The sequence below is a fragment of the Sphingobacterium sp. JUb20 genome, from assembly GCF_004342035.1.
Taxonomy (GTDB): Bacteria; Bacteroidota; Bacteroidia; order Sphingobacteriales; family Sphingobacteriaceae; genus Sphingobacterium; species Sphingobacterium anhuiense.
This window is the reverse complement of the sequence record NZ_SLYV01000007.1, coordinates 255,395-273,385: the sequence shown is the minus strand read 5'-3', so window position 1 is coordinate 273,385 and position 17,991 is coordinate 255,395. Positions and strand designations below refer to the sequence as shown.

Annotated in this window: 17 protein-coding genes; 4 read left to right on the top strand and 13 right to left on the bottom strand. The window is 34.1% G+C overall.

Translation table 11 applies throughout. The annotated features are described in order from the left end of the window. Nucleotides 1-3: 3 nt before the first annotated feature. The 4 genes from EDF66_RS13840 to EDF66_RS13825 all read right to left on the bottom strand — a co-directional run bounded on the left by EDF66_RS13840 (nt 4) and on the right by EDF66_RS13825 (nt 4,264). The gene (locus tag EDF66_RS13840; RefSeq protein WP_132843339.1) at nt 4-534 is read right to left on the bottom strand and encodes an adenine phosphoribosyltransferase; all 531 of its coding nucleotides are present in this window, start codon (nt 532-534) and stop codon (nt 4-6) included. A 2-nt stretch (nt 535-536) separates the two neighbouring features. Further along, complete coding sequence (locus EDF66_RS13835) at nt 537-1,481, bottom strand: ComEA family DNA-binding protein (RefSeq protein ID WP_132772925.1); 945 nt, start codon at nt 1,479-1,481, stop codon at nt 537-539. Nucleotides 1,482-1,571: 90 nt separating this feature from the next. After that, the gene (locus EDF66_RS13830; protein ID WP_132772927.1) at nt 1,572-2,873 is read right to left on the bottom strand and encodes an efflux RND transporter periplasmic adaptor subunit; all 1,302 of its coding nucleotides are present in this window, start codon (nt 2,871-2,873) and stop codon (nt 1,572-1,574) included. Nucleotides 2,874-2,893: 20 nt separating this feature from the next. Then, on the bottom strand, nt 2,894-4,264 hold the full coding sequence (locus EDF66_RS13825) for a TolC family protein (protein WP_132772929.1): 1,371 nt from the start codon (nt 4,262-4,264) through the stop codon (nt 2,894-2,896). 45 nt (nt 4,265-4,309) lie between these two features. Between EDF66_RS13825 and EDF66_RS13820 the strand changes: the two genes are divergently transcribed. Next, nucleotides 4,310-4,918, top strand: coding sequence for a polysaccharide deacetylase family protein (locus EDF66_RS13820; protein ID WP_132843338.1), 609 nt, complete (start codon nt 4,310-4,312; stop codon nt 4,916-4,918). On the opposite strand, the gene EDF66_RS13815 is transcribed toward EDF66_RS13820, so the two are convergent. The 4 genes from EDF66_RS13815 to EDF66_RS13800 form a co-directional block, all read right to left on the bottom strand. Further along, nucleotides 4,897-5,718 carry a DUF4249 domain-containing protein gene (locus tag EDF66_RS13815; protein WP_132772932.1) on the bottom strand — a complete coding sequence of 274 codons (822 nt, stop codon included), beginning with the start codon at nt 5,716-5,718 and terminating at the stop codon, nt 4,897-4,899. The genes EDF66_RS13820 and EDF66_RS13815 overlap by 22 nt on opposite strands. A 111-nt stretch (nt 5,719-5,829) precedes the next feature. Continuing rightward, nucleotides 5,830-8,160, bottom strand: a complete 2,331-nt coding sequence (locus EDF66_RS13810; RefSeq protein ID WP_132843336.1) for a TonB-dependent receptor domain-containing protein — start codon at nt 8,158-8,160, stop codon at nt 5,830-5,832. 135 nt (nt 8,161-8,295) lie between these two features. Further along, complete coding sequence (locus tag EDF66_RS13805; RefSeq protein WP_132843334.1) at nt 8,296-9,135, bottom strand: alpha/beta hydrolase; 840 nt, start codon at nt 9,133-9,135, stop codon at nt 8,296-8,298. 4 nt (nt 9,136-9,139) lie between these two features. After that, the gene (locus EDF66_RS13800) at nt 9,140-10,021 is read right to left on the bottom strand and encodes a hypothetical protein (RefSeq protein ID WP_132843333.1); all 882 of its coding nucleotides are present in this window, start codon (nt 10,019-10,021) and stop codon (nt 9,140-9,142) included. Between the two features lie 58 nt (nt 10,022-10,079). Here EDF66_RS13800 and EDF66_RS13795 point away from each other — a divergent pair, with 58 nt between their 5' ends. Together EDF66_RS13795 and EDF66_RS13790 are read left to right on the top strand one after the other, a co-directional pair. Beyond that, nucleotides 10,080-10,997, top strand: coding sequence for a DUF4377 domain-containing protein (locus EDF66_RS13795; RefSeq protein ID WP_165902446.1), 918 nt, complete (start codon nt 10,080-10,082; stop codon nt 10,995-10,997). Between the two features lie 70 nt (nt 10,998-11,067). After that, entirely contained in the window at nt 11,068-11,817 is a 750-nt protein-coding gene (locus EDF66_RS13790; RefSeq protein ID WP_132843329.1) for an isocitrate lyase/phosphoenolpyruvate mutase family protein, read from the top strand. 45 nt (nt 11,818-11,862) lie between these two features. Here EDF66_RS13790 and EDF66_RS13785 read toward each other — a convergent pair whose 3' ends face one another. Further along, nucleotides 11,863-12,384: a TlpA family protein disulfide reductase gene (locus EDF66_RS13785; protein WP_132843327.1), complete on the bottom strand. Its 522-nt coding sequence runs from the start codon at nt 12,382-12,384 to the stop codon at nt 11,863-11,865. A gap of 226 nt (nt 12,385-12,610) precedes the next feature. Here EDF66_RS13785 and EDF66_RS13780 point away from each other — a divergent pair, with 226 nt between their 5' ends. After that, nucleotides 12,611-13,069 carry a MaoC family dehydratase gene (locus EDF66_RS13780; protein ID WP_132843326.1) on the top strand — a complete coding sequence of 153 codons (459 nt, stop codon included), beginning with the start codon at nt 12,611-12,613 and terminating at the stop codon, nt 13,067-13,069. Between the two features lie 63 nt (nt 13,070-13,132). Here EDF66_RS13780 and EDF66_RS13775 read toward each other — a convergent pair whose 3' ends face one another. The 4 genes from EDF66_RS13775 to EDF66_RS13760 form a co-directional block, all read right to left on the bottom strand. Continuing rightward, nucleotides 13,133-14,710, bottom strand: a complete 1,578-nt coding sequence (locus tag EDF66_RS13775) for a beta-carotene 15,15'-monooxygenase (RefSeq protein WP_132843324.1) — start codon at nt 14,708-14,710, stop codon at nt 13,133-13,135. Then, nucleotides 14,710-15,771 carry an HlyD family secretion protein gene (locus EDF66_RS13770; RefSeq protein ID WP_132843322.1) on the bottom strand — a complete coding sequence of 354 codons (1,062 nt, stop codon included), beginning with the start codon at nt 15,769-15,771 and terminating at the stop codon, nt 14,710-14,712. The genes EDF66_RS13775 and EDF66_RS13770 overlap by 1 nt, the downstream gene beginning before the upstream one ends. After that, nucleotides 15,771-17,057: a TolC family protein gene (locus EDF66_RS13765; protein WP_207898637.1), complete on the bottom strand. Its 1,287-nt coding sequence runs from the start codon at nt 17,055-17,057 to the stop codon at nt 15,771-15,773. Before EDF66_RS13765 ends, EDF66_RS13770 begins: the two co-directional genes overlap by 1 nt. A gap of 412 nt (nt 17,058-17,469) precedes the next feature. Beyond that, the gene (locus EDF66_RS13760) at nt 17,470-17,784 is read right to left on the bottom strand and encodes a zf-TFIIB domain-containing protein (RefSeq protein ID WP_132843318.1); all 315 of its coding nucleotides are present in this window, start codon (nt 17,782-17,784) and stop codon (nt 17,470-17,472) included. Nucleotides 17,785-17,991 lie beyond the last annotated feature (207 nt).

Sequence of the window (17,991 nt, the reverse complement as noted above, 5' to 3'; positions counted from 1 at the left end):
AAATTATTTATAATGTGCTAATGAAAAAACATGGGGACTAAACCGGGTTAATCTTCCCTGGCTATTTAAAAAATCTAGGCTGATGACAAAACAATATCCAGCTATTTCACCACCTAATTTTTCAATCAATTTACTTGCAGCCACTACAGTGCCACCTGTAGCCAGCAAGTCATCATGGATCAGGATTCTACTACCTTTTGGAAAGGCATCTTCATGCATTTCTATAGTCGCCTGCCCATATTCAAGAGCATAAGACTCTGAAATTGTATGAAAGGGTAATTTGCCCTGCTTACGGATGGGAACAAAAGGAATCTTCAAACGATTGGCCAACATCATTCCAAACAGAAAACCTCTGCTCTCAATACCAGCAACAGCATCAAGTTTACAATCCTTTACCTGTTCTACAAAAGCATCAACCATCTCTTCACACAGCTGCGCATTTTGCAGTAACGGTGTAATATCCTTAAAAACAATTCCAGGTTTAGGGAAATCATATACATCCCGAATAATATGTTTTAATTTTTCTTCAAGCATCTTTAAAAGATTAAATACGGAGCAAGTTTACGCAAAAAATCATCATCTAATAAGATGACCTTTTTTAAATCTTCCAAATTACGAAAATGACCATGTTGATTTCTGTAATTGACGATTGCAGTACTTTGCTTAAAACTAATATAAGGATGTTTAGACAAAGACTTTACATCCAGCTCGTTAATTGTTAATTTTGAAACTGCATGATGAGGGCTAATCTTTAGAAAAGGAAGTATGGCATCAAATGTTTCAACAGGCAGCCCATAAATCTCTTTAATCTGATCAACAGATACAAAGCCACCCAGAGACTCTCTATATTTCACAATCCTTTTGGCAAAAGTTGAACCGATACCTCTTAGCGCTATAAAAGCAGTAGTATCCGCATTGTTTATGTCGACCTCTAATGGTTTTAATTTATTTTCAGCATTATTTGTAAACCAACCTGCACTATTTTTTTCTATATTTTGAACCTGATTTTTAACTGTCGTTGGTGCAATTTCAATATAATTTTCCAATTGCTTAAATTTAGCCGGAGAGATAGAATAGATCTTAGCTAAATCTTCCTTTTTATAAAATCGGCCTCCTTTTTCTCTATAATTGAGTATGACCTGAACCTGTTTCTCTTTCAATCCCAGTTTTATCCAGCCTGCTTTATCCAAACGATTGGGATCAAATCGAAATAAACTACCTTCACCCCCTTTATCATAAGGATCTTTATCCTTTTGATCTCCTAAAGACCGATAATCATTCGATTGATCAACACCTGTTGTATCATTTTCAACAGATGTAAAAGCCTGAATATTGTAACTTTCTAAATTTAAGTCGGATTTACTAAAAAAATTGGCTATAAAAGGAAAACTGAACAGGAATAGCATCAATATACTCAGTACAAAGAATCCATTCTGTTCAGTTCTTGAGAACTTGAAGTATTTAAAAAACTGACGTAGCACAATAATTTAGTTTTCATTTAAAATACATAAAATTTAAATAAAACAAAACTAAATAATCTGAAAACCAGATAAATACTACATCAAAATACGTTATAAACTATTTTTATCTACTTTTTCTACTTTACTATCGTTCTTTAAAGTTTTAGAAATAGCATCAAATGGCCTTGAGACAACCTCATCACCTTTTTTAAGACCCGATAAAATTATAATATTTTTATCGTCCTGAATGCCTGTTTTCACAACGGTTTGTTTAACCAGTCCATTGTTAAAAACAAATACATATTCTTTCAAACTGTCTGTGCTTAAACTATCTGCTCCTGTACCATTTCTTATGGTAACAGATTGTATTGGAATAGCCAACCCCTTCTGATGTTTAGTAAAGATCTGTACTGTTGCAGATAAACCTGGTTTAAAAGGAGAGGCACTATTCTCCTTAATTAAATCCTCATAAGAGCTCAATTGTATACGTACTTTGACATTAAAGTTTGTAACCTGCTCGGTTGATGAACCAGCAGTCACTGTAGCAATATTTTTAGATGAAGAAGCAATTTCAGTAACGATACCTTTAAATTTACGATCTTGATAAGCGTCAACTTCAATCTCTGCTTCGTTTCCTACACGGACACGATTAATATCATTTTCATTCACATCTACATTCACCTCCATAGCGTCCATATTGGCAATACGCATGATTTCTGTACCCGCCATCTGTGCCGTTCCAACAACACGCTCGCCTAACTCAATAGATAATAATGACACGACACCGTCACTTGGCGAATAAATTGTAGTACGATCTAAATTATCTTTTGCTTCTTTGACAGTTGCCTGAGATTGGTCTATACCAAATTTCGTAGATAATACAGTCTGTCTTTGTGCTTCAATAGCTGCTAAAGTTGAGTAGTATTCTGCCGAGCTTTTGTCCATTTCAGCTGCTGAGATTACTCTTTTGTTAAACAATTCAAGATTTCTCTTGTAAGTTGCTTCAACATTACTAAAATTAGCTTGTTGCTGTTTTAATTGTTGTTGTGCAGCTGCCAGATTTGCTTTCTGAGAATTCAAAGTCGCAATAGACCGTTCATAACCCGATTGCAAGATATCAGGTTTTATACGACAGAGAACTTGTCCCTTTTTCACTAAATCACCTTCTTTAATATTTAGTTCCACAACTTCACCAGATACCTCAGAACTCAATTTAACTTCAAATTCTGGTTGAATTTTACCACTTGCAGAAACCAGCTCATTGATATTCATTTCCTTTACAGGATCTACAGCAACTTTAACGATATCCCCTTTTCCGAACCATCCCAATTTGCTGCCAACTAAAACCAATATTAATATAACGACTGCACTTATTAATATGATTTTTGGTAATTTACTTTTCTTTTTAGCCATTTCAGATTTTCATTAAGGGGTTATTTAACATCAAATTTAATTGGATTTCCAACATAATAATCAATTATTTTATCTTTAAAGATCATATTATACTTTGCTTGGATTAAATCAAATTCAGCTTTATTTCTATTTGTTTGTGCGGTAAACAGTTCAATACCATTTGCCATACCTATATCATAGCGTTCCTTGATCACTTGAAATGCATCTGTCGCGCTACTAAAAGCCGCTAAACTAGATTGGTAACGCTGTGCTGCGGCAGAAAGGTCTAAAACAGCCTGATTAACGGTTTTATTTAAATTTGTTTCTAAAAGCTGTTGACTGGTTTCTGCCAATTCTAGATTAATCTTAGCTTTTGATACATTTATTCGGTTCTTATTATTATCAAAAATTGGTACCGACAAAGTCAGTCCTGCCCCAAATGATTTATTTTGATTAAACTGGTCACCAAAAGGAAGATAATCTCCGGTAATTAAATTTCTTCCTTTGGAAGAATAATTGGTACCATAACTCACTCCTAATGAAAGAGAAGGATAATAGCCTCCTTTGGCAATATCAATTTGTTTTAATGCTACTTCCTTATCTAATTGAGCCTTCTTTACCTCTGGATTGAAACTTTTAGCTTTTTCAAAGACATTAACTGCCGAATATTGACCGAGCACATAATCCACCGCTTCTACTTCCGGTTTAACCAATTTCAATTCTGCTTGTGGAGACATCTCCATCAATTGTTTCAATGTCAATAAAGAAGATTCATAGGCATTTCTAGCATTTACCAAATTAAGCTCATCCGTGGCAACTTGATTTTTAGATTGAGAAAGATCAGCCAAAGTTTTATTACCTACTTGAAATTGGATGGAATCATTTTTCACCTGTTCTTTAGATAAAAGAATCTGCTGTTGGCTCGCAATCGTCAATTCACTGTTTGTGATTGCTTCCAAATAATTAACCAATACAGATAACATCAAATCATATTTTATCTTTTCGATTTGCGTAGCGGATGACTCTAATAGTAATTTATTAGCTTTAATCTGGTTGATCTTCTGAAAACCTTGAAAAATGGTTACATTAGAACTCACAGAAGCGCTTGATGTCCTCGTCCATTCATTTCCCGTGATCACGGTACCCGATACCTGGTCAAATGCAAATCCATTATTAAATCGCTGATTTACACCTATGCTCAAATCGGGATATAAATTAGATTTTGCCTGATAGACGTCCTGCGCCGCTAAATCTTTATTTAAAGTAGCCTGCTTAACTTGCAGGTTTCTTTCTAAAGTAATTCGAATAGCTTCTTCTACGGTTATTTGTCCTTGTCCAAACCCCGCATACCCCATCAAGGAAAACATGATGGTCATAAAAGCCATTTTCTTATAATTTTTTCTATCGTCCATAGTAAGAACCTAATAGTTTTAATATTTTTGCTAAAATAAAAAAGTATGTATCTTGTTAAAGCACCTTTCTTTCTTAAATTATTATATCCAAAATCAATCTGGAATAAATCAAGGAAAGAAAACAAAATTTACCTCACTTTTGATGATGGTCCTATTCCGGAATTAACTCCATTTGTTTTAGATACTTTAAAACAGTACAACATCAAAGCGACTTTTTTTTGCGTAGGTGAAAATATTAAAAAAAATCCACATTTATTCGAAAGAATTTTGTCTGAAGGCCATCAAGTCGGAAATCATACTTACAATCATTTAAAAGGCTGGAAAACTGACGATGCTAAGTATCTCGAAAACATCCAACAGTGTCAAGAGCTTACCAAAAGTAAGCTATTTCGCCCTCCATATGGAAGAGCTAAAAAATCTCAATTAAAAGAACTCTATTCTGCATATGAAATTATCATGTGGGATGTTCTAACCGGTGATTTTGACCTTTCACTTTCCCCTGACCAGTGTTTAAAAAATGCAATCAGAAATACCGAAAATGGATCAATTATCGTTTTTCATGACAATATTAAAGCAATACCTCGTGTAGAATATGCACTTCCTAAAACTATAGCTTATTTATTAGAGAAAAACTACCGATTCGAAGTATTATGATTTGCTTTTTCAAGTACTTTCAGTTCATAGTATTGCGCACTACTAACACTAAAATATCCAAGTGCCCCATTAGATATATTGGATATCGGATTAGAGGGAGCTGCAGAACCTGGGTTTAACCCTTTAACATTGGACCAGTATGTGTATACATCCTTGGCGATACATTGTCTCAAAACTTGAATTTCGTCTCCAACTTTTATGTCTTCATCTTCATTACTTATTTCATGCTCAACAAATAATCCATCATTAAATTTATCACTAAATACATCGCTAAATTTAAATTCCTCATCATTCAATTTCAACTTATACTTGTAATAGTTATCTTGATTAGCTGGATCATTAAAACCAAATGAAGCATATATATATTCATCATTAAATCTTTTTTTACGAACTAAACCGATGGAATCTACTGCTACATATTTAGGCATGATACAGGTTGACTCAAAATGGCTTCCATCAGACATTGTAACTGATAAGGCATATCGATCACCTTCTTTGAAAGTCATTCTATCAATAACATAGCTACCATTATTCCTATCAGCAAATTGATAAGAACGGCCACTACTCATATTTGTCACTTGCACATAAGCGCCTAACACCGGATCGTTGGGTGATGTATTCGAAAAGTCGACAACACGGTTAATGGAGATTGTTTGAGACACATTTGCATTATGCAGATCTCCGACAATAACATATTTACCTACTACAGCATCTAACTCTAAATCTATTTTATCTTCACATGAACTTAAAAATACGGCCGTTACCAACACGATACAATTAAAAACAGTTTTTATATTCATCACAATAATTTATTTATTCATTAATAATCAATTTTTATAGATCATCACGCTATTGCTTGATTTGATGATTTAACTTCTTGAATACCTATCGGTACCTTACTTTTAAAATCATTAAAATTTAAAATTCCAGGTCACAGAAGGAATTATACCGAATAAAGCGATACGGTAAGCCTCCGTAATATTAGCATTATCCTCATTCTCTCTAAAATCAATTAAGTACGCATTTTTTCTGTTGTATGCATTATACAGCCCAAAAGACCACGATGAGGAATACCTTTTATTGAGCTTGGCACCTGGATCGTAAGTTGCAGATACATCAAGACGGTGATAATTAGGCATCCGATAACTATTGCGATCTGTATAATAAAACAAGGTTTTACCGTCTACCTGATATTTTCCAGAAGGAAAAGTAACCGCATCACCTGTGTAGTAAACAAATGTAGAGCCCAAAGTCCATTTATCTGTCAGCTTATACATCGCTACTAAAGCGACATTATGAGTTTTATCTTGTCTGGCATTGAACCATGCTCCATTATTAATCTGATCAAATTGACGCTCACTTTTCGATAGCGTATAGCTCAACCATCCTGTTAATTTTCCTTTATTTTTTTTCAAAAACCATTCTACGCCATAAGCTCTTCCTTTACCGAATAATAATTCTCCATCCAACATTTCGTTTGCCTGTAAGTCAGCACCATTCTTAAAATCAATCTGGTTTTGCAGATCTTTGTAATAGGCTTCTACCGAAGCTTCATATTTTGCATTTTCAAAATTCTGAAAATAGCCTAGTGATACTTGATTTGCTAACTGTGGTTTGATGTTATTGGAACTTAAAACAAATTGATCTGTTGGAAGGCTTGATGTCGTATTCGTGAGCTGATGCAAGTTTTGAGAATTACGATTTAAGGATGCCTTTATACTTTGATTGTCATTGAACATATAATTTAATGACAATCTTGGTTCTACAGTGAGATAATTTTGAATTATCTGATTTTTCTCATAAATAGTTTTCTCTGTGGCATTTCCATCAGCATCAAAACTATAGATGGTACCAGGCCCTAACATACTATAGTTATTAACGCGTATACCGTACAATGCTTTAAATTTATCTGATATAGACCATTCATCTGACACGTAAACAGCCGTCTCCAACCCTTTTCTTGGTTCGATCTCAATTGTGTTTACTGCGGATCCCTCTCCCCCAAAAAGACTGGCAGGACGAATTGTCTGAACAGATGCTTGAACTCCAAACCGGATCTGATGATCATTATTAGGATAATATTGAAAATCTTGTTTAAAATTCAAATTTTCAATCTTTGAAGTGATTTTGAAGTTTGAATTATCTTCAATATTCACGTTGTAATTAAAATCGCTGTAGATAAATGTCGTGTTACTAAAGAGCTTATTAGTCCAAACGTGATTCCAGCGTATCGTACCAGTCGCATTACCCCAATTAAAATCAAACAAATCACTATAGGCCATGGCATCTTTTCCAAAATAACCAGATAGAAACAAGGAATTCTTATTATCAAAACGATAATTTACTTTAGCATTCAGGTCATAGAAAAACAATTTGCTTTTGTTTACATCTTCATCCTTCGATAATTTAAGAAATAAATCGGCATAAGTTCTACGTCCACTAATCATAAAAGACCCTTTGTCTTTTACTATAGGTCCTTCCACTTTAAGTCTAGATGCGATTAAGCCCACACCTCCTTCTACACCAAACTCCTTGTTATTTCCATCAATCATACTGATGTCCATAACGGAGGAAACCTTACCTCCAAAATGTGCCGGCATACCACCTTTATAAAAATTCACATCTTTAATCGCATCAGAATTAAATGTAGAGAAAAAACCAAATAAATGTGACGCATTATATACCGCTGCTTCATCTAGTAATATTAAATTCTGATCACCCCCACCACCACGCACATAAAAAGAACTACTGCCTTCTCCTCCACTTGTCACACCTGGTAGCAATTGAATTGTTTTTAAAACGTCCTGCTCTCCAAAAACAACGGGAATATTTTTAATATCTTTTATTTCTAATTTAACCAAACCGGTTTGCACACCAGATACATTACCGATCTTCCGTCTTCCTGACACCACAACTTCGTCAAGCTTTCTTCCTCCAGGGGTCATATCAACATTGAGTACACTATCTCGATCAATCACAACATTGAAAACTTGCTCATCAAATCCAACATAAGATACAGCAATAGATTGATTTCCGGCAGGCAACTGAATGGAATAGAATCCATAATTATTTGTTCTTGCAATCTGACTAGAATTCAAATCCCGAATTACTGCTCCAATTAGAGTTTCACCATTAGCTGCGTTTTTAATGTATCCAGAATATTGGAATTTGCCCTGAGCAAAAATTTGAGAAAAAAATAAAAAGAACAAGACAAAAAAGATAGGTCTAAGAGATCGTAACATTATTTTGATTTAGTGTTTACCAAAGATAAAAAAAGCCTTGTGGTTAGCAAGGCTTTGTGTCATAAGTTTATAATTAATTAATAAAGATTTTGGAAAACAAAAATAAATCATTTATTCATAATAGCCAATTATTTATTAATTTTTTACAAAAGTATCTTTTTTTATAAAGAACTCATTGAAAAATGCCATCTGATAAATGATTGATTTAGACCAATAATCCCAGTTATGGGCACCTGACCGGGTAATAAATGTATGTGGAATATTGTTATAATCTAATTTATCATGAATTGCTACATTTACTTTATAGAAAAAATCTTCCTTCCCACAATCTATGATCAAATCCAATTTGTTGGGTTCAAGCAAATGCACTTGATTGATAACTGATTTATTCTCCCATTCAACAGGATGAGCCGTATAGGTTCCGATTCTACTTTTGATATTCCAATTCATAGGAAAAGGACGAATATCCAATCCACCAGAGGTACTTCCGGCGGCACCGTATATATCCTGATGATTAAGCGCTAATGTCATGGCTCCATGTCCTCCCATGCTCAATCCTGTTATTGCTCGTCCTGATCGATCTTTCTTTGTTGAATAATTAGCATCAATGTGAGTTATTAATTCTTGACTAACAAAAGTATCATACTGATAATTTTGATCACCTTTTACGTCCCAATACCAGCTATCAAATCCTCCATCAGGACAGACAACTATGTATTGATAGTTATCAACAAGCTTTTTTACAGCAGGAACATTATTTACCCAATTATCATAACGTCCACCAAAACCATGAAGTAGATAAAGCACGGGATATTGATTTTTCTTATCGTATTTTTCAGGTAGAATTACAACAGCCTTTATCCCTTTAAGCATACTTTTACTATTGATTGTTAATGTATCTACAGTAGCGGCATGACCTTTAATGAGAAATAAAAAAAATAGTGCCACTAACCAATATTTGAGTTTCATGTTCATTGTATTATAGTTTTTCAAAAAAATAAAGTGATGATTTAAGTCCAAACGGACGTTCACTGATGGTATAAAATCCTTCTCCGTTTAATCCAAAAGTAATAGCTTCCCCTTGTGGTTCAATCTGATAAGGAATTAATGTGGGTTTCCTAGACAGAGCCTGTTCAATCGACTCGTTCCTATTTCTAGTCCAATAAAATATTTGCGTTAAGTTCTTAATTATTATCGCACTACCTGTGGGACTAATATTTGCGGAAGTTGTAAAAGTAAATGGCAATGTTTGAACGGGTGTCAATAGGCTGAAATTCTTTTTCACATTATTAAATATTGTAGCCTTGTAAACTGTTGATTGAAAATCTCTTTTCGAAATAACATAAAGTTGACGATCTACGGGATCAACAAATAAAGCTTCTGCATCCCGAGGACCATTCTTATATCGCAACATAACGGTACGTATTACTTTCTTCGGAATATGAATTAGCGTATCACCATGCTGATATGTTGGCTCAGGAAATATGTGAAGTTTAATATTTTCACGTTTCGAATTATTATCTCCAATATCTGCTAAAATTAAAAATGAATTTCCATTGATGATTACGCGCGCGATATCTTCACAGTCCTTCACAACAATGGATTCTAGTTCATATGTACATAGCAAACTACATTTCTTATCGATCAAATAAACCCGAGCCTTATCTCCACTATCATTGTGCACCCAAAAAAAGGATGATTGTTTCGCACTGATAATTCCGGACAATTCATTTAATTTCCTATCAGAAATCTCACCTAAGGCCACCTGCGATTTAAAGAGCTGTTTGCTGGTTTGGGTAAATGCGATATGAAATTGTAAAAACAAAAAGGAAAAAACAATAACTTTGTTTAATAGGTTCATGCGTTAAAAATACAATATTTTTTAATCAAACAACGTTTTCTATTTACAAATGAAGCATATGATCAAATTTTCATCTCTAATATTTTTACCTCTTACAGCATTTAGTTTAACATCTTTGGCGCAAACAAATGATTTTACAATTAAAATGAAAAGCGGTATCCAGAAAGAGCAGGCATTGCAGGTAAAATATTATAATAGTGCAGATTGGGAACCTTTTTATGCTAAAATAGAATCTTTCACCTACGATCCTAATTATAATTATGAACTGCGAATTAGAAGAACAAAAGTAGCAAATTCACTACCTAATAAATCTAGTTATCGTTATACTCTGCTGAAAACAGTACAAAAATCTGAGGTCAACTCGGATAAAATGACCTTAGAAATCAATGATAAATGGGTAGATTGTCAGGGCGTAGGGCAAATGAAATGCTTACAGGTAAGATCTACTCCCAAAGATGATTGGGAATATTTTTACAGTCATATAAACGGATTTGATTACGAGGAAGGTTATATTTATAAATTAATAGTGAAGCGTACCAAAATCGAAAATCCTCCGCAAGATGCTTCAGCTTATCAGTATGATCTTGTAAAAATTGTGACAAAAACAGCAAGTAAAAACAAAAGATCTTTACCAACAGCCGCAGTATTCTTATCTAGACATAAGTGGAAATTGATTAGTTTAAATGGAAAAGACGTAGCGAAATATAATGCTTACCTACTTTTTGACGCTGAAAAGGGCCGGATATCAGGAAACTCGAGCTGTAATAATTTCTTTGGACCCTTTATCATTACTAGTAATACGATTGAGTTTCCAAATATAGGAACCACGATGCGGGCATGTATGGGTGATAATATTGAATCTGACTTATATCAAATCCTTGAAAACAGAGAACTTCATTATGATATAGCGGAGCAGACTTTTAATCTTTATATTAAAAATAAACACGTTGCAATTTTCGGTCTTACAGAAAAATAAGTCTTCAATAATGCTTTTTACAAAAACAAATATGTAGGATGATGTGTTTTACAATAAAAAGATCGTAATTATGTCATATACAAAATTCACAAAACTGCATCAGCAGAGTAGCTTGCTGATTTTAGGAAATGTCTGGGATGCACAAAGTGCTAAAATAGCGGCATCTGCCGGATTTCAGGCTTTAGGGACCTCCAGTCATGCAATTGCTAATTCACTTGGCTATGCCGATGGAGAGCAAATACCTGTGAATGAGTTATTATTTGTAGTCGAAAGAATAGTGAAATCCGTAAAAATACCTGTTTCTGTCGATTTTGAATCTGGTTATTCGGACAACCCATTTGAAGTTGCTAAATATGTAACACAGCTTTCTGAAATGGGCGTTGTAGGAATCAATTTGGAGGACGGAAAGGTGGTTAAGTCTGGACGCAAGCTTGGTAAAACAGGTATTTTAACAGAAAAGATTGAGGCAATTAAATCGACTACTAAGAATATATTTATTAATGCTAGAATTGATACCTTTACCACTAAACATGAAAATGCGCTCGAAGAAACTATTAAAAGAGCGAAAATTTATGAAGAAGCAGGTGCTGATGGTTTATTTGTACCACTAGCAGAAACTAAAACAGATATCGAAAAAATTGTTAATTCAACACGTTTACCGCTTAATTTATTTCTAACAGATAAACTCGCAAAACCCGCTGTATTAGCAGAACTAGGTGTGAAAAGACTGAGTCATGGGGCAAAAATTTACGAATATTTAGTCGCTCAAAACACAAAACTATTTCATGATTTTTTGGCAAATCCAAAACTTCCTAAATAATATTTTATAACAGCCATTTTACTAATTTAAATGGCTGTTATAATTTTATTCCTCACTCAACTGCTGTAGTGCTTCTTTAAATTTAGTTGACTTAAAGTTCATTCCCCCTACATGTTTATTTACCAGTAACCCTTTTCTATCCAGAATAATTGTTGTTGGTATAGATTTCGTTTGCAAATCCACCGGTAGCTCTGTTTTAATACGATATACTGGAATACTATACTTTCTTTTTTTCATAAAATGCTCCCCTTTAACTGCATTGCCGTCCATATCTACTGCCATGAAAATGATATTCCTATTTTCTCTCATGTCGAGATAAAGTTGATTCAGTCCCGGCATCTCAGCTAGACAGGGCATACACCATTTTGCCCAATAGTTGATCACAACAACCTTTCCTTTCAGATTGCTTAAATTGATATCCTCACCATTACTATTTTCAAATAAAACATCATAATCTTGTTGCAATCTTGATGAATACTCTTTTATATTTATGGAAACAATAAAGGAGGAACAGATAAATCCAATCATCAAAATTAACCATCCTACATTTTTTTGGTATACGCGCATAACATTATTTATAGTCTAATGTCAAAAATAGAGTTTTTCATCAACTTTTATAATAGCATTAACTAAACACCGACCTCACAATCAAAAGATTAAAGAAATAAAAGATAACCTTTTGCTGTATTCCTTAAAATGGTAATCTTATTTTAATATATAATCGCTATATTCATTTAAACAAACTGATACATGATCAAAAATAATCAGCTTACAACTAACATATCAAAGAAATATGCTTACAATAAACAATTACGAAGATTATAAATCCTATGAAGGAAAGCTTTTGGGATTATCAGAATGGCACAAAATTGATCAGAAACAGATCAATAGTTTTGCAGATGCTACTCTAGACCATCAATGGATTCATGTCGATAAAGAAAAAGCTGAGTCCGAAGGACCTTTCAAATCTACTATTGCACATGGATACTTAACACTCTCACTCATCCCCTACCTTTGGAAGCAGATCGCCGAGGTTAGAAATGTGAAAATGGAGATTAATTACGGTATTGAAAATCTAAAATTTGGCCAAGCTGTTTTAGTTAATAGTGAAGTTCAGTTGCAAGCAAAAGTAAAATCTGTCACCAATTTAAGAGGTGTTATAAAAGTTATTATTGAAGCTACATTATTGATTAAGGACAATGCTAAACCTGCATATGTAGGTGATGTTATATTCCTTTATCACTTCATGTAGTAAATATACAAAGCATCCATGTTCATATAATTGGACATGGATGCTTCGTATATTTAACAAAAGCTAAGCGGGAGATACCATATTCCGCTTAAGTTTTTTATACATACTTTTAAGCGATGGTGATAAAAAAATAACAATCAAAATACCAATGCTGATGAGTGACATCAATTCATAATAATCCATTGCAAAACGTACAAAAGCCTGATTTTTGACACGTTCTGTCACCAATTTGACCGCTGTTGCATGTTCATGAAACTGAAGACCATTTTTCAGCAACGTTGCACTTTCTTTTTCAAAATAACGCTGTAAAATGATATTATTCTGCTGCAGATAGTCTTGAAAAACCATCTGATGTTGATTGATGTCAAATAATTTGAAGAAATTTTGTAAACCGATACTACTGGTATAGCCCAAATACCGTATAGCCAGACAAACCGCCGCCGCAGAAACGGCCAAATGTGACTTCACACTCGCTATTGTAAATAAAATAGTAGGCACCATGATCAATCCAACCCCAAATCCGTGGAGCCATAAAGGAATCCAGAAATAATAATCGTTCCCTTCGCTTTCAAAAGAAAAAAACATCACCTGATGGAAACTCAATAAAAAACAGTATCCTAATATCCAGATCCACTTGACTGCTTTATGGGCAATAATCCAGTACATGGAAAATAATACCCCCATTATAATTCCTAAAATATTAAACCACTGTACATAGGATAAATGGATCGGATCTAGTTTTAAAACCTGAGAAAAATATTGATTGGACACGGAAAGTGAAAATCGTTCGATATACATCATAAAAAGGATCAATAACCCTAAAAGTAAGCGTCGATTTTTAAAGATGGAAATATCAACATACACGCGTTTTAAAATCATCTGACGAATAATAAAGCAAATTAACAAAGCAATCCCCAGTAACAATGCAACCTGCATATGCTGATCCGAAAACCAGTACACTTCTTGTCCATACACCATCATATAACCAAAGGCAATGATGACACCACTAAAATAGATACTACTTGGCCAGTCTAGTGAAAACAAAGGATAAGGTCTAATATGACGTATTGATTTCATTGAAATCAATACCAGTAATAAGCCCGGCATAAAAGCTAACGCAGCATAAAGATATAGTACATCGAAATTAAAGGAATCAATAAACTCTGCAGTAACAAAACTGTTGAAAGGAGAGCTGCAGAGCAACATTCCGAAAAAGATAGAATAGCTTACCTCCTTGGCTCGCTCACTATTTAACCTTGAAAAAATCATCGATATGGATAGGTTGACCGCACTTGCAAATAACATTCCCTGCAAAAAGCGCAAAGCATAGACCCAGGTAATATCCGTAATCCAGTACATCAGAAAACAATTCAATATCTGTAATAAATTGAATATAACATAATATTGCTTTACTGGAAAAAAGAGAAAAAAACGTCTTTCTAAAATATAAAAGCCAACAAATCCGGCATAGAACAGAATTATCAAAAACTGAACATCGCTGGGCTGACTGCCATAATAACCTGCAGTAACTTGAATATTGGCTCCGGGCAAAAAGAATAATACCATACTCGGCATTAAGCAGCTGAATAATATTAGCTTAATCAACCATTCCGGAACCCATTCCTTAAATATCTCTTTCACTACTTTTTATTTTTAACAACCGATACATTGACATTCATGCCTGAGCGCAAGATTTGTTCACCCTGCTTTTTATCCAATTCAATTCGCACTGGAACACGTTGTACTATTTTAACAAAATTTCCAGTTGCATTATCAGGAGGTAACAACGAAAAAGAAGAGCCTGTAGCAGGGGAAATTGAAATAATTTTCCCTTTAAAGACTTGATCGGGATAAGCATCAGCGATCACCTCTACCGAATCTTGAATACCCAGATAGCGTAACTGCGTTTCTTTAAAATTTGCAGTCACCCAAGTCGGTGTTTCAGCATTAACAATAAATCCCACTACCTCACCTGCATTAACCATCTGCCCCTCTTCAATACTCCGTTTGCCAATCATACCGTCATAAGGAGCACGTACCACAGTGTATCCAACATCCAGATGTTTTCTTCCTGCAGCAGCAGACAATCTATTCTTTTCTGCACTGACTACTGTTTTTTGCACTTCGACATCTCTGACACGCTCTTGCGAAGCTTCCAATTTATGCTGAAGTGCTGCCAATTCGCTTTTATACACATCTAATGTCGCTTTGACATCTTCCATTTGCTGGGCTGTGGCAGATTTTTCTTCATAAAGAAATTTATACCGGTCATACTCCAGCTGTTGCTTGGTTACCCTAGCCTCATTTGCATCAATAGATTTCTTTAATGATTCATGCTCCTCCATTAGAATCTGCTTTTGACTGCTCAACACATTCATTTCAGCATGCTCTTTGTATACAGAAGCATTAGCTTGATCGGCCTCGTATCTATATTCACGTTGATCAATAATCAGCAACGTATCACCGCGTTTTACAAATTGGTGATCATGGTAATGCACAGAGACAATGTACCCTCCCACTCTGGAGATAATAGGATTGATATATTGAGTTACCTGGGCATCATTTGTGTAAGCATAGTTTAACCGAATCCATAATGTGCGTCCTCCCCAGAACAATAATGCACATAATACAAGAGCTGCAATCCAGTTCGTTAATTTTGTCAATTTAGCATCGGTCAATGACCAACGAGATTTAGGTTTCATTAAATAGTACCTTTTAAGAATTCAATAAAATAATAGTGTTTCTGTATTGCTATTTTAGCAGTTTCGAGTTCAAATAAAGTTTTTAGATGCTCCATGTCTGCGTCTAACAGATCTGTAACAAGAGCTGATGATTTAAAATAGCGGTTTTTGATAATACGAGCATTTTCTTTGGCAAGACCAACATTCTTCAAGCACACATCTCGTTGTACACAAGCTAATTTATAATCCAGATGTGCTTGCAAAAGTTGACGCTGCATATGCTCTTCTTCCAGATGATGCTTTACTTCTTCTCTATCCAATGAAACTTTCGCGACTCTCACGAGATTTTTATTGCGATAAACAGCTGAAATTGGAACCTTCAATTTGAGGCCCACGATTCCCAAATTATACCAACTATCATTATATGGATATAGAAATATTTGTGGATTGGCAAAAGTAAAATTACCAGCAATACCAAGTTCTGGTAGATAATTTGCTTTAGATTGCTTAATTGCCAGCTGTTTTATTTTCACTTCCTGTTCAGATTGCTGCAACACAAAAGCATGGTGTTTAGCAAAAGCCCAAGATTCATCATAACTTTCAACCCTTACCATAAAATCATGCGGTATTGGAACGATTACAGCACCGTCACCAATAATGAAATTTAATTTCTGATTAAACACTTGAATATCATGTTCAATTTGAACTAGCAACAGTTCGCGTTTAGAAAGTTCCAGTTCCATACGCAATACATCACTATGGAGTAAAACACCCGAAGTATATAAATTTTTTATTTCTTTTAACTGGGCTTTCTGATCAATAATATCTGATTCAATTAAGGTTTTATCCATATAAGATCTTTCTAGATCTAAAAACAGATTACATACATCCAATTTGATCCCTGCTTTATCATTTGCCCACGCAATAGAAGCAAGCACCTGTTCCAATTTCCGGGATTCAATTTTCATCATATCTTTATGACCATTGTAAAGATTTAGATAAAAATCAACCCCAGTGTCATATAAATAATGAATGACATCGTGTTGACTTGGTTTATTAAATAGTCCATGATCATAGACAGGCATATTGGTTGCATAACTAGCAGAACCACGTAATGAAATTTCGGGGAGCAATTCCATTCGCTGTTGTTGGACTGCCAATTTACTTTCTTCAATCTGCAAATAGGAAGTTTCTATTTGCTTGGAATTCAGCAATGCTTTACTGATTATATCTTCCAAAGATGTTCGTAACGTATCAGAAGCCTGGACTTCTGAAATAGCAGATAATAACAACCCAATTGTTAGCATCCGCTTTACCATGCTGGTAATAAATATCACTTTCGTTTCTATAAAAATTTTGCGTTGCAAACATAGAGACTATTTGGATAAATAATTTCTTCACAATTGCCAATATCTTATGCATAAAAGACAAAATCAAATAAATAATATACCAAACAACTCAATTAAGACACGTTATAAAAACATAATAATTCTGCTAATGAAAATTAAATTCTATAATAGAAATATATTTACAAGTCATATTGTCTTTTTTTCTAATATAAAGCCCATATGACGTAAAAAAGGTCTACTGAATAACGGTAATGTATTCAGCAGACCTTTTCCCTATGGTATCATATATTTTTTAGCCAGACCCAACCGTAAAAACCTAACTTATTCCTTGGCTGGCTATAATAAAACAGTTATAATTTAAGAACAGATTTTAATCAAAATCAAAGAAATCTGAAAGAAATGATTTCTTCTTTTTAGGATATTGTTGATGTTTATTATGGTCATCACGGTGACCCTCACGGTAATGTTCACGATAATCGGATCTTTCCCTATTGCTATGCTCTGTACGGAGCGATCGATCTTCATAAGTATTTGAAGATACTTTGTTTTGCTCAGCGGCATAAGACATCAGCTTATCAAGTTCTCCTTTATCCAACCAGACACCTCTACAAATAGGGCAATAATCAATTTCAACCTGATGACGCTCTGTCATCAATAAAGTTTCGTTGCAATTTGGACATTTCATATTTTTCTATTTCTAATTTTTCAATTAATTAAATAGCAATTTACTGAAATTAAGGTTGTGTTCTAGCAACGATGTCCGACATTTCACATTATTTAACAGGATATTTCATTTTGATATAAAAATAGCAGTTATCCACTGCATTTAGTGTCATTGATATTTTTATATCGTTATCAAAATTTCAAGAATAACATGTCTTTTACTTTACAA

Coding starts and splice junctions, on each gene's coding strand:
- EDF66_RS13770 (WP_132843322.1), bottom strand. CDS start 15,771: ATGAAACCTAAATCTCGTTGGTCATTGACCGATGCTAAATTGACAAAA.
- EDF66_RS13785 (WP_132843327.1), bottom strand. CDS start 12,384: ATGCGCGTATACCAAAAAAATGTAGGATGGTTAATTTTGATGATTGGA.
- EDF66_RS13780 (WP_132843326.1), top strand. CDS start 12,611: ATGCTTACAATAAACAATTACGAAGATTATAAATCCTATGAAGGAAAG.
- EDF66_RS13825 (WP_132772929.1), bottom strand. CDS start 4,264: ATGGACGATAGAAAAAATTATAAGAAAATGGCTTTTATGACCATCATG.
- EDF66_RS13815 (WP_132772932.1), bottom strand. CDS start 5,718: ATGAATATAAAAACTGTTTTTAATTGTATCGTGTTGGTAACGGCCGTA.
- EDF66_RS13795 (WP_165902446.1), top strand. CDS start 10,080: ATGATCAAATTTTCATCTCTAATATTTTTACCTCTTACAGCATTTAGT.
- EDF66_RS13765 (WP_207898637.1), bottom strand. CDS start 17,057: ATGCTAACAATTGGGTTGTTATTATCTGCTATTTCAGAAGTCCAGGCT.
- EDF66_RS13805 (WP_132843334.1), bottom strand. CDS start 9,135: ATGAACATGAAACTCAAATATTGGTTAGTGGCACTATTTTTTTTATTT.
- EDF66_RS13790 (WP_132843329.1), top strand. CDS start 11,068: ATGTCATATACAAAATTCACAAAACTGCATCAGCAGAGTAGCTTGCTG.
- EDF66_RS13840 (WP_132843339.1), bottom strand. CDS start 534: ATGCTTGAAGAAAAATTAAAACATATTATTCGGGATGTATATGATTTC.
- EDF66_RS13760 (WP_132843318.1), bottom strand. CDS start 17,784: ATGAAATGTCCAAATTGCAACGAAACTTTATTGATGACAGAGCGTCAT.
- EDF66_RS13830 (WP_132772927.1), bottom strand. CDS start 2,873: ATGGCTAAAAAGAAAAGTAAATTACCAAAAATCATATTAATAAGTGCA.
- EDF66_RS13800 (WP_132843333.1), bottom strand. CDS start 10,021: ATGAACCTATTAAACAAAGTTATTGTTTTTTCCTTTTTGTTTTTACAA.
- EDF66_RS13820 (WP_132843338.1), top strand. CDS start 4,310: ATGTATCTTGTTAAAGCACCTTTCTTTCTTAAATTATTATATCCAAAA.
- EDF66_RS13810 (WP_132843336.1), bottom strand. CDS start 8,160: ATGTTACGATCTCTTAGACCTATCTTTTTTGTCTTGTTCTTTTTATTT.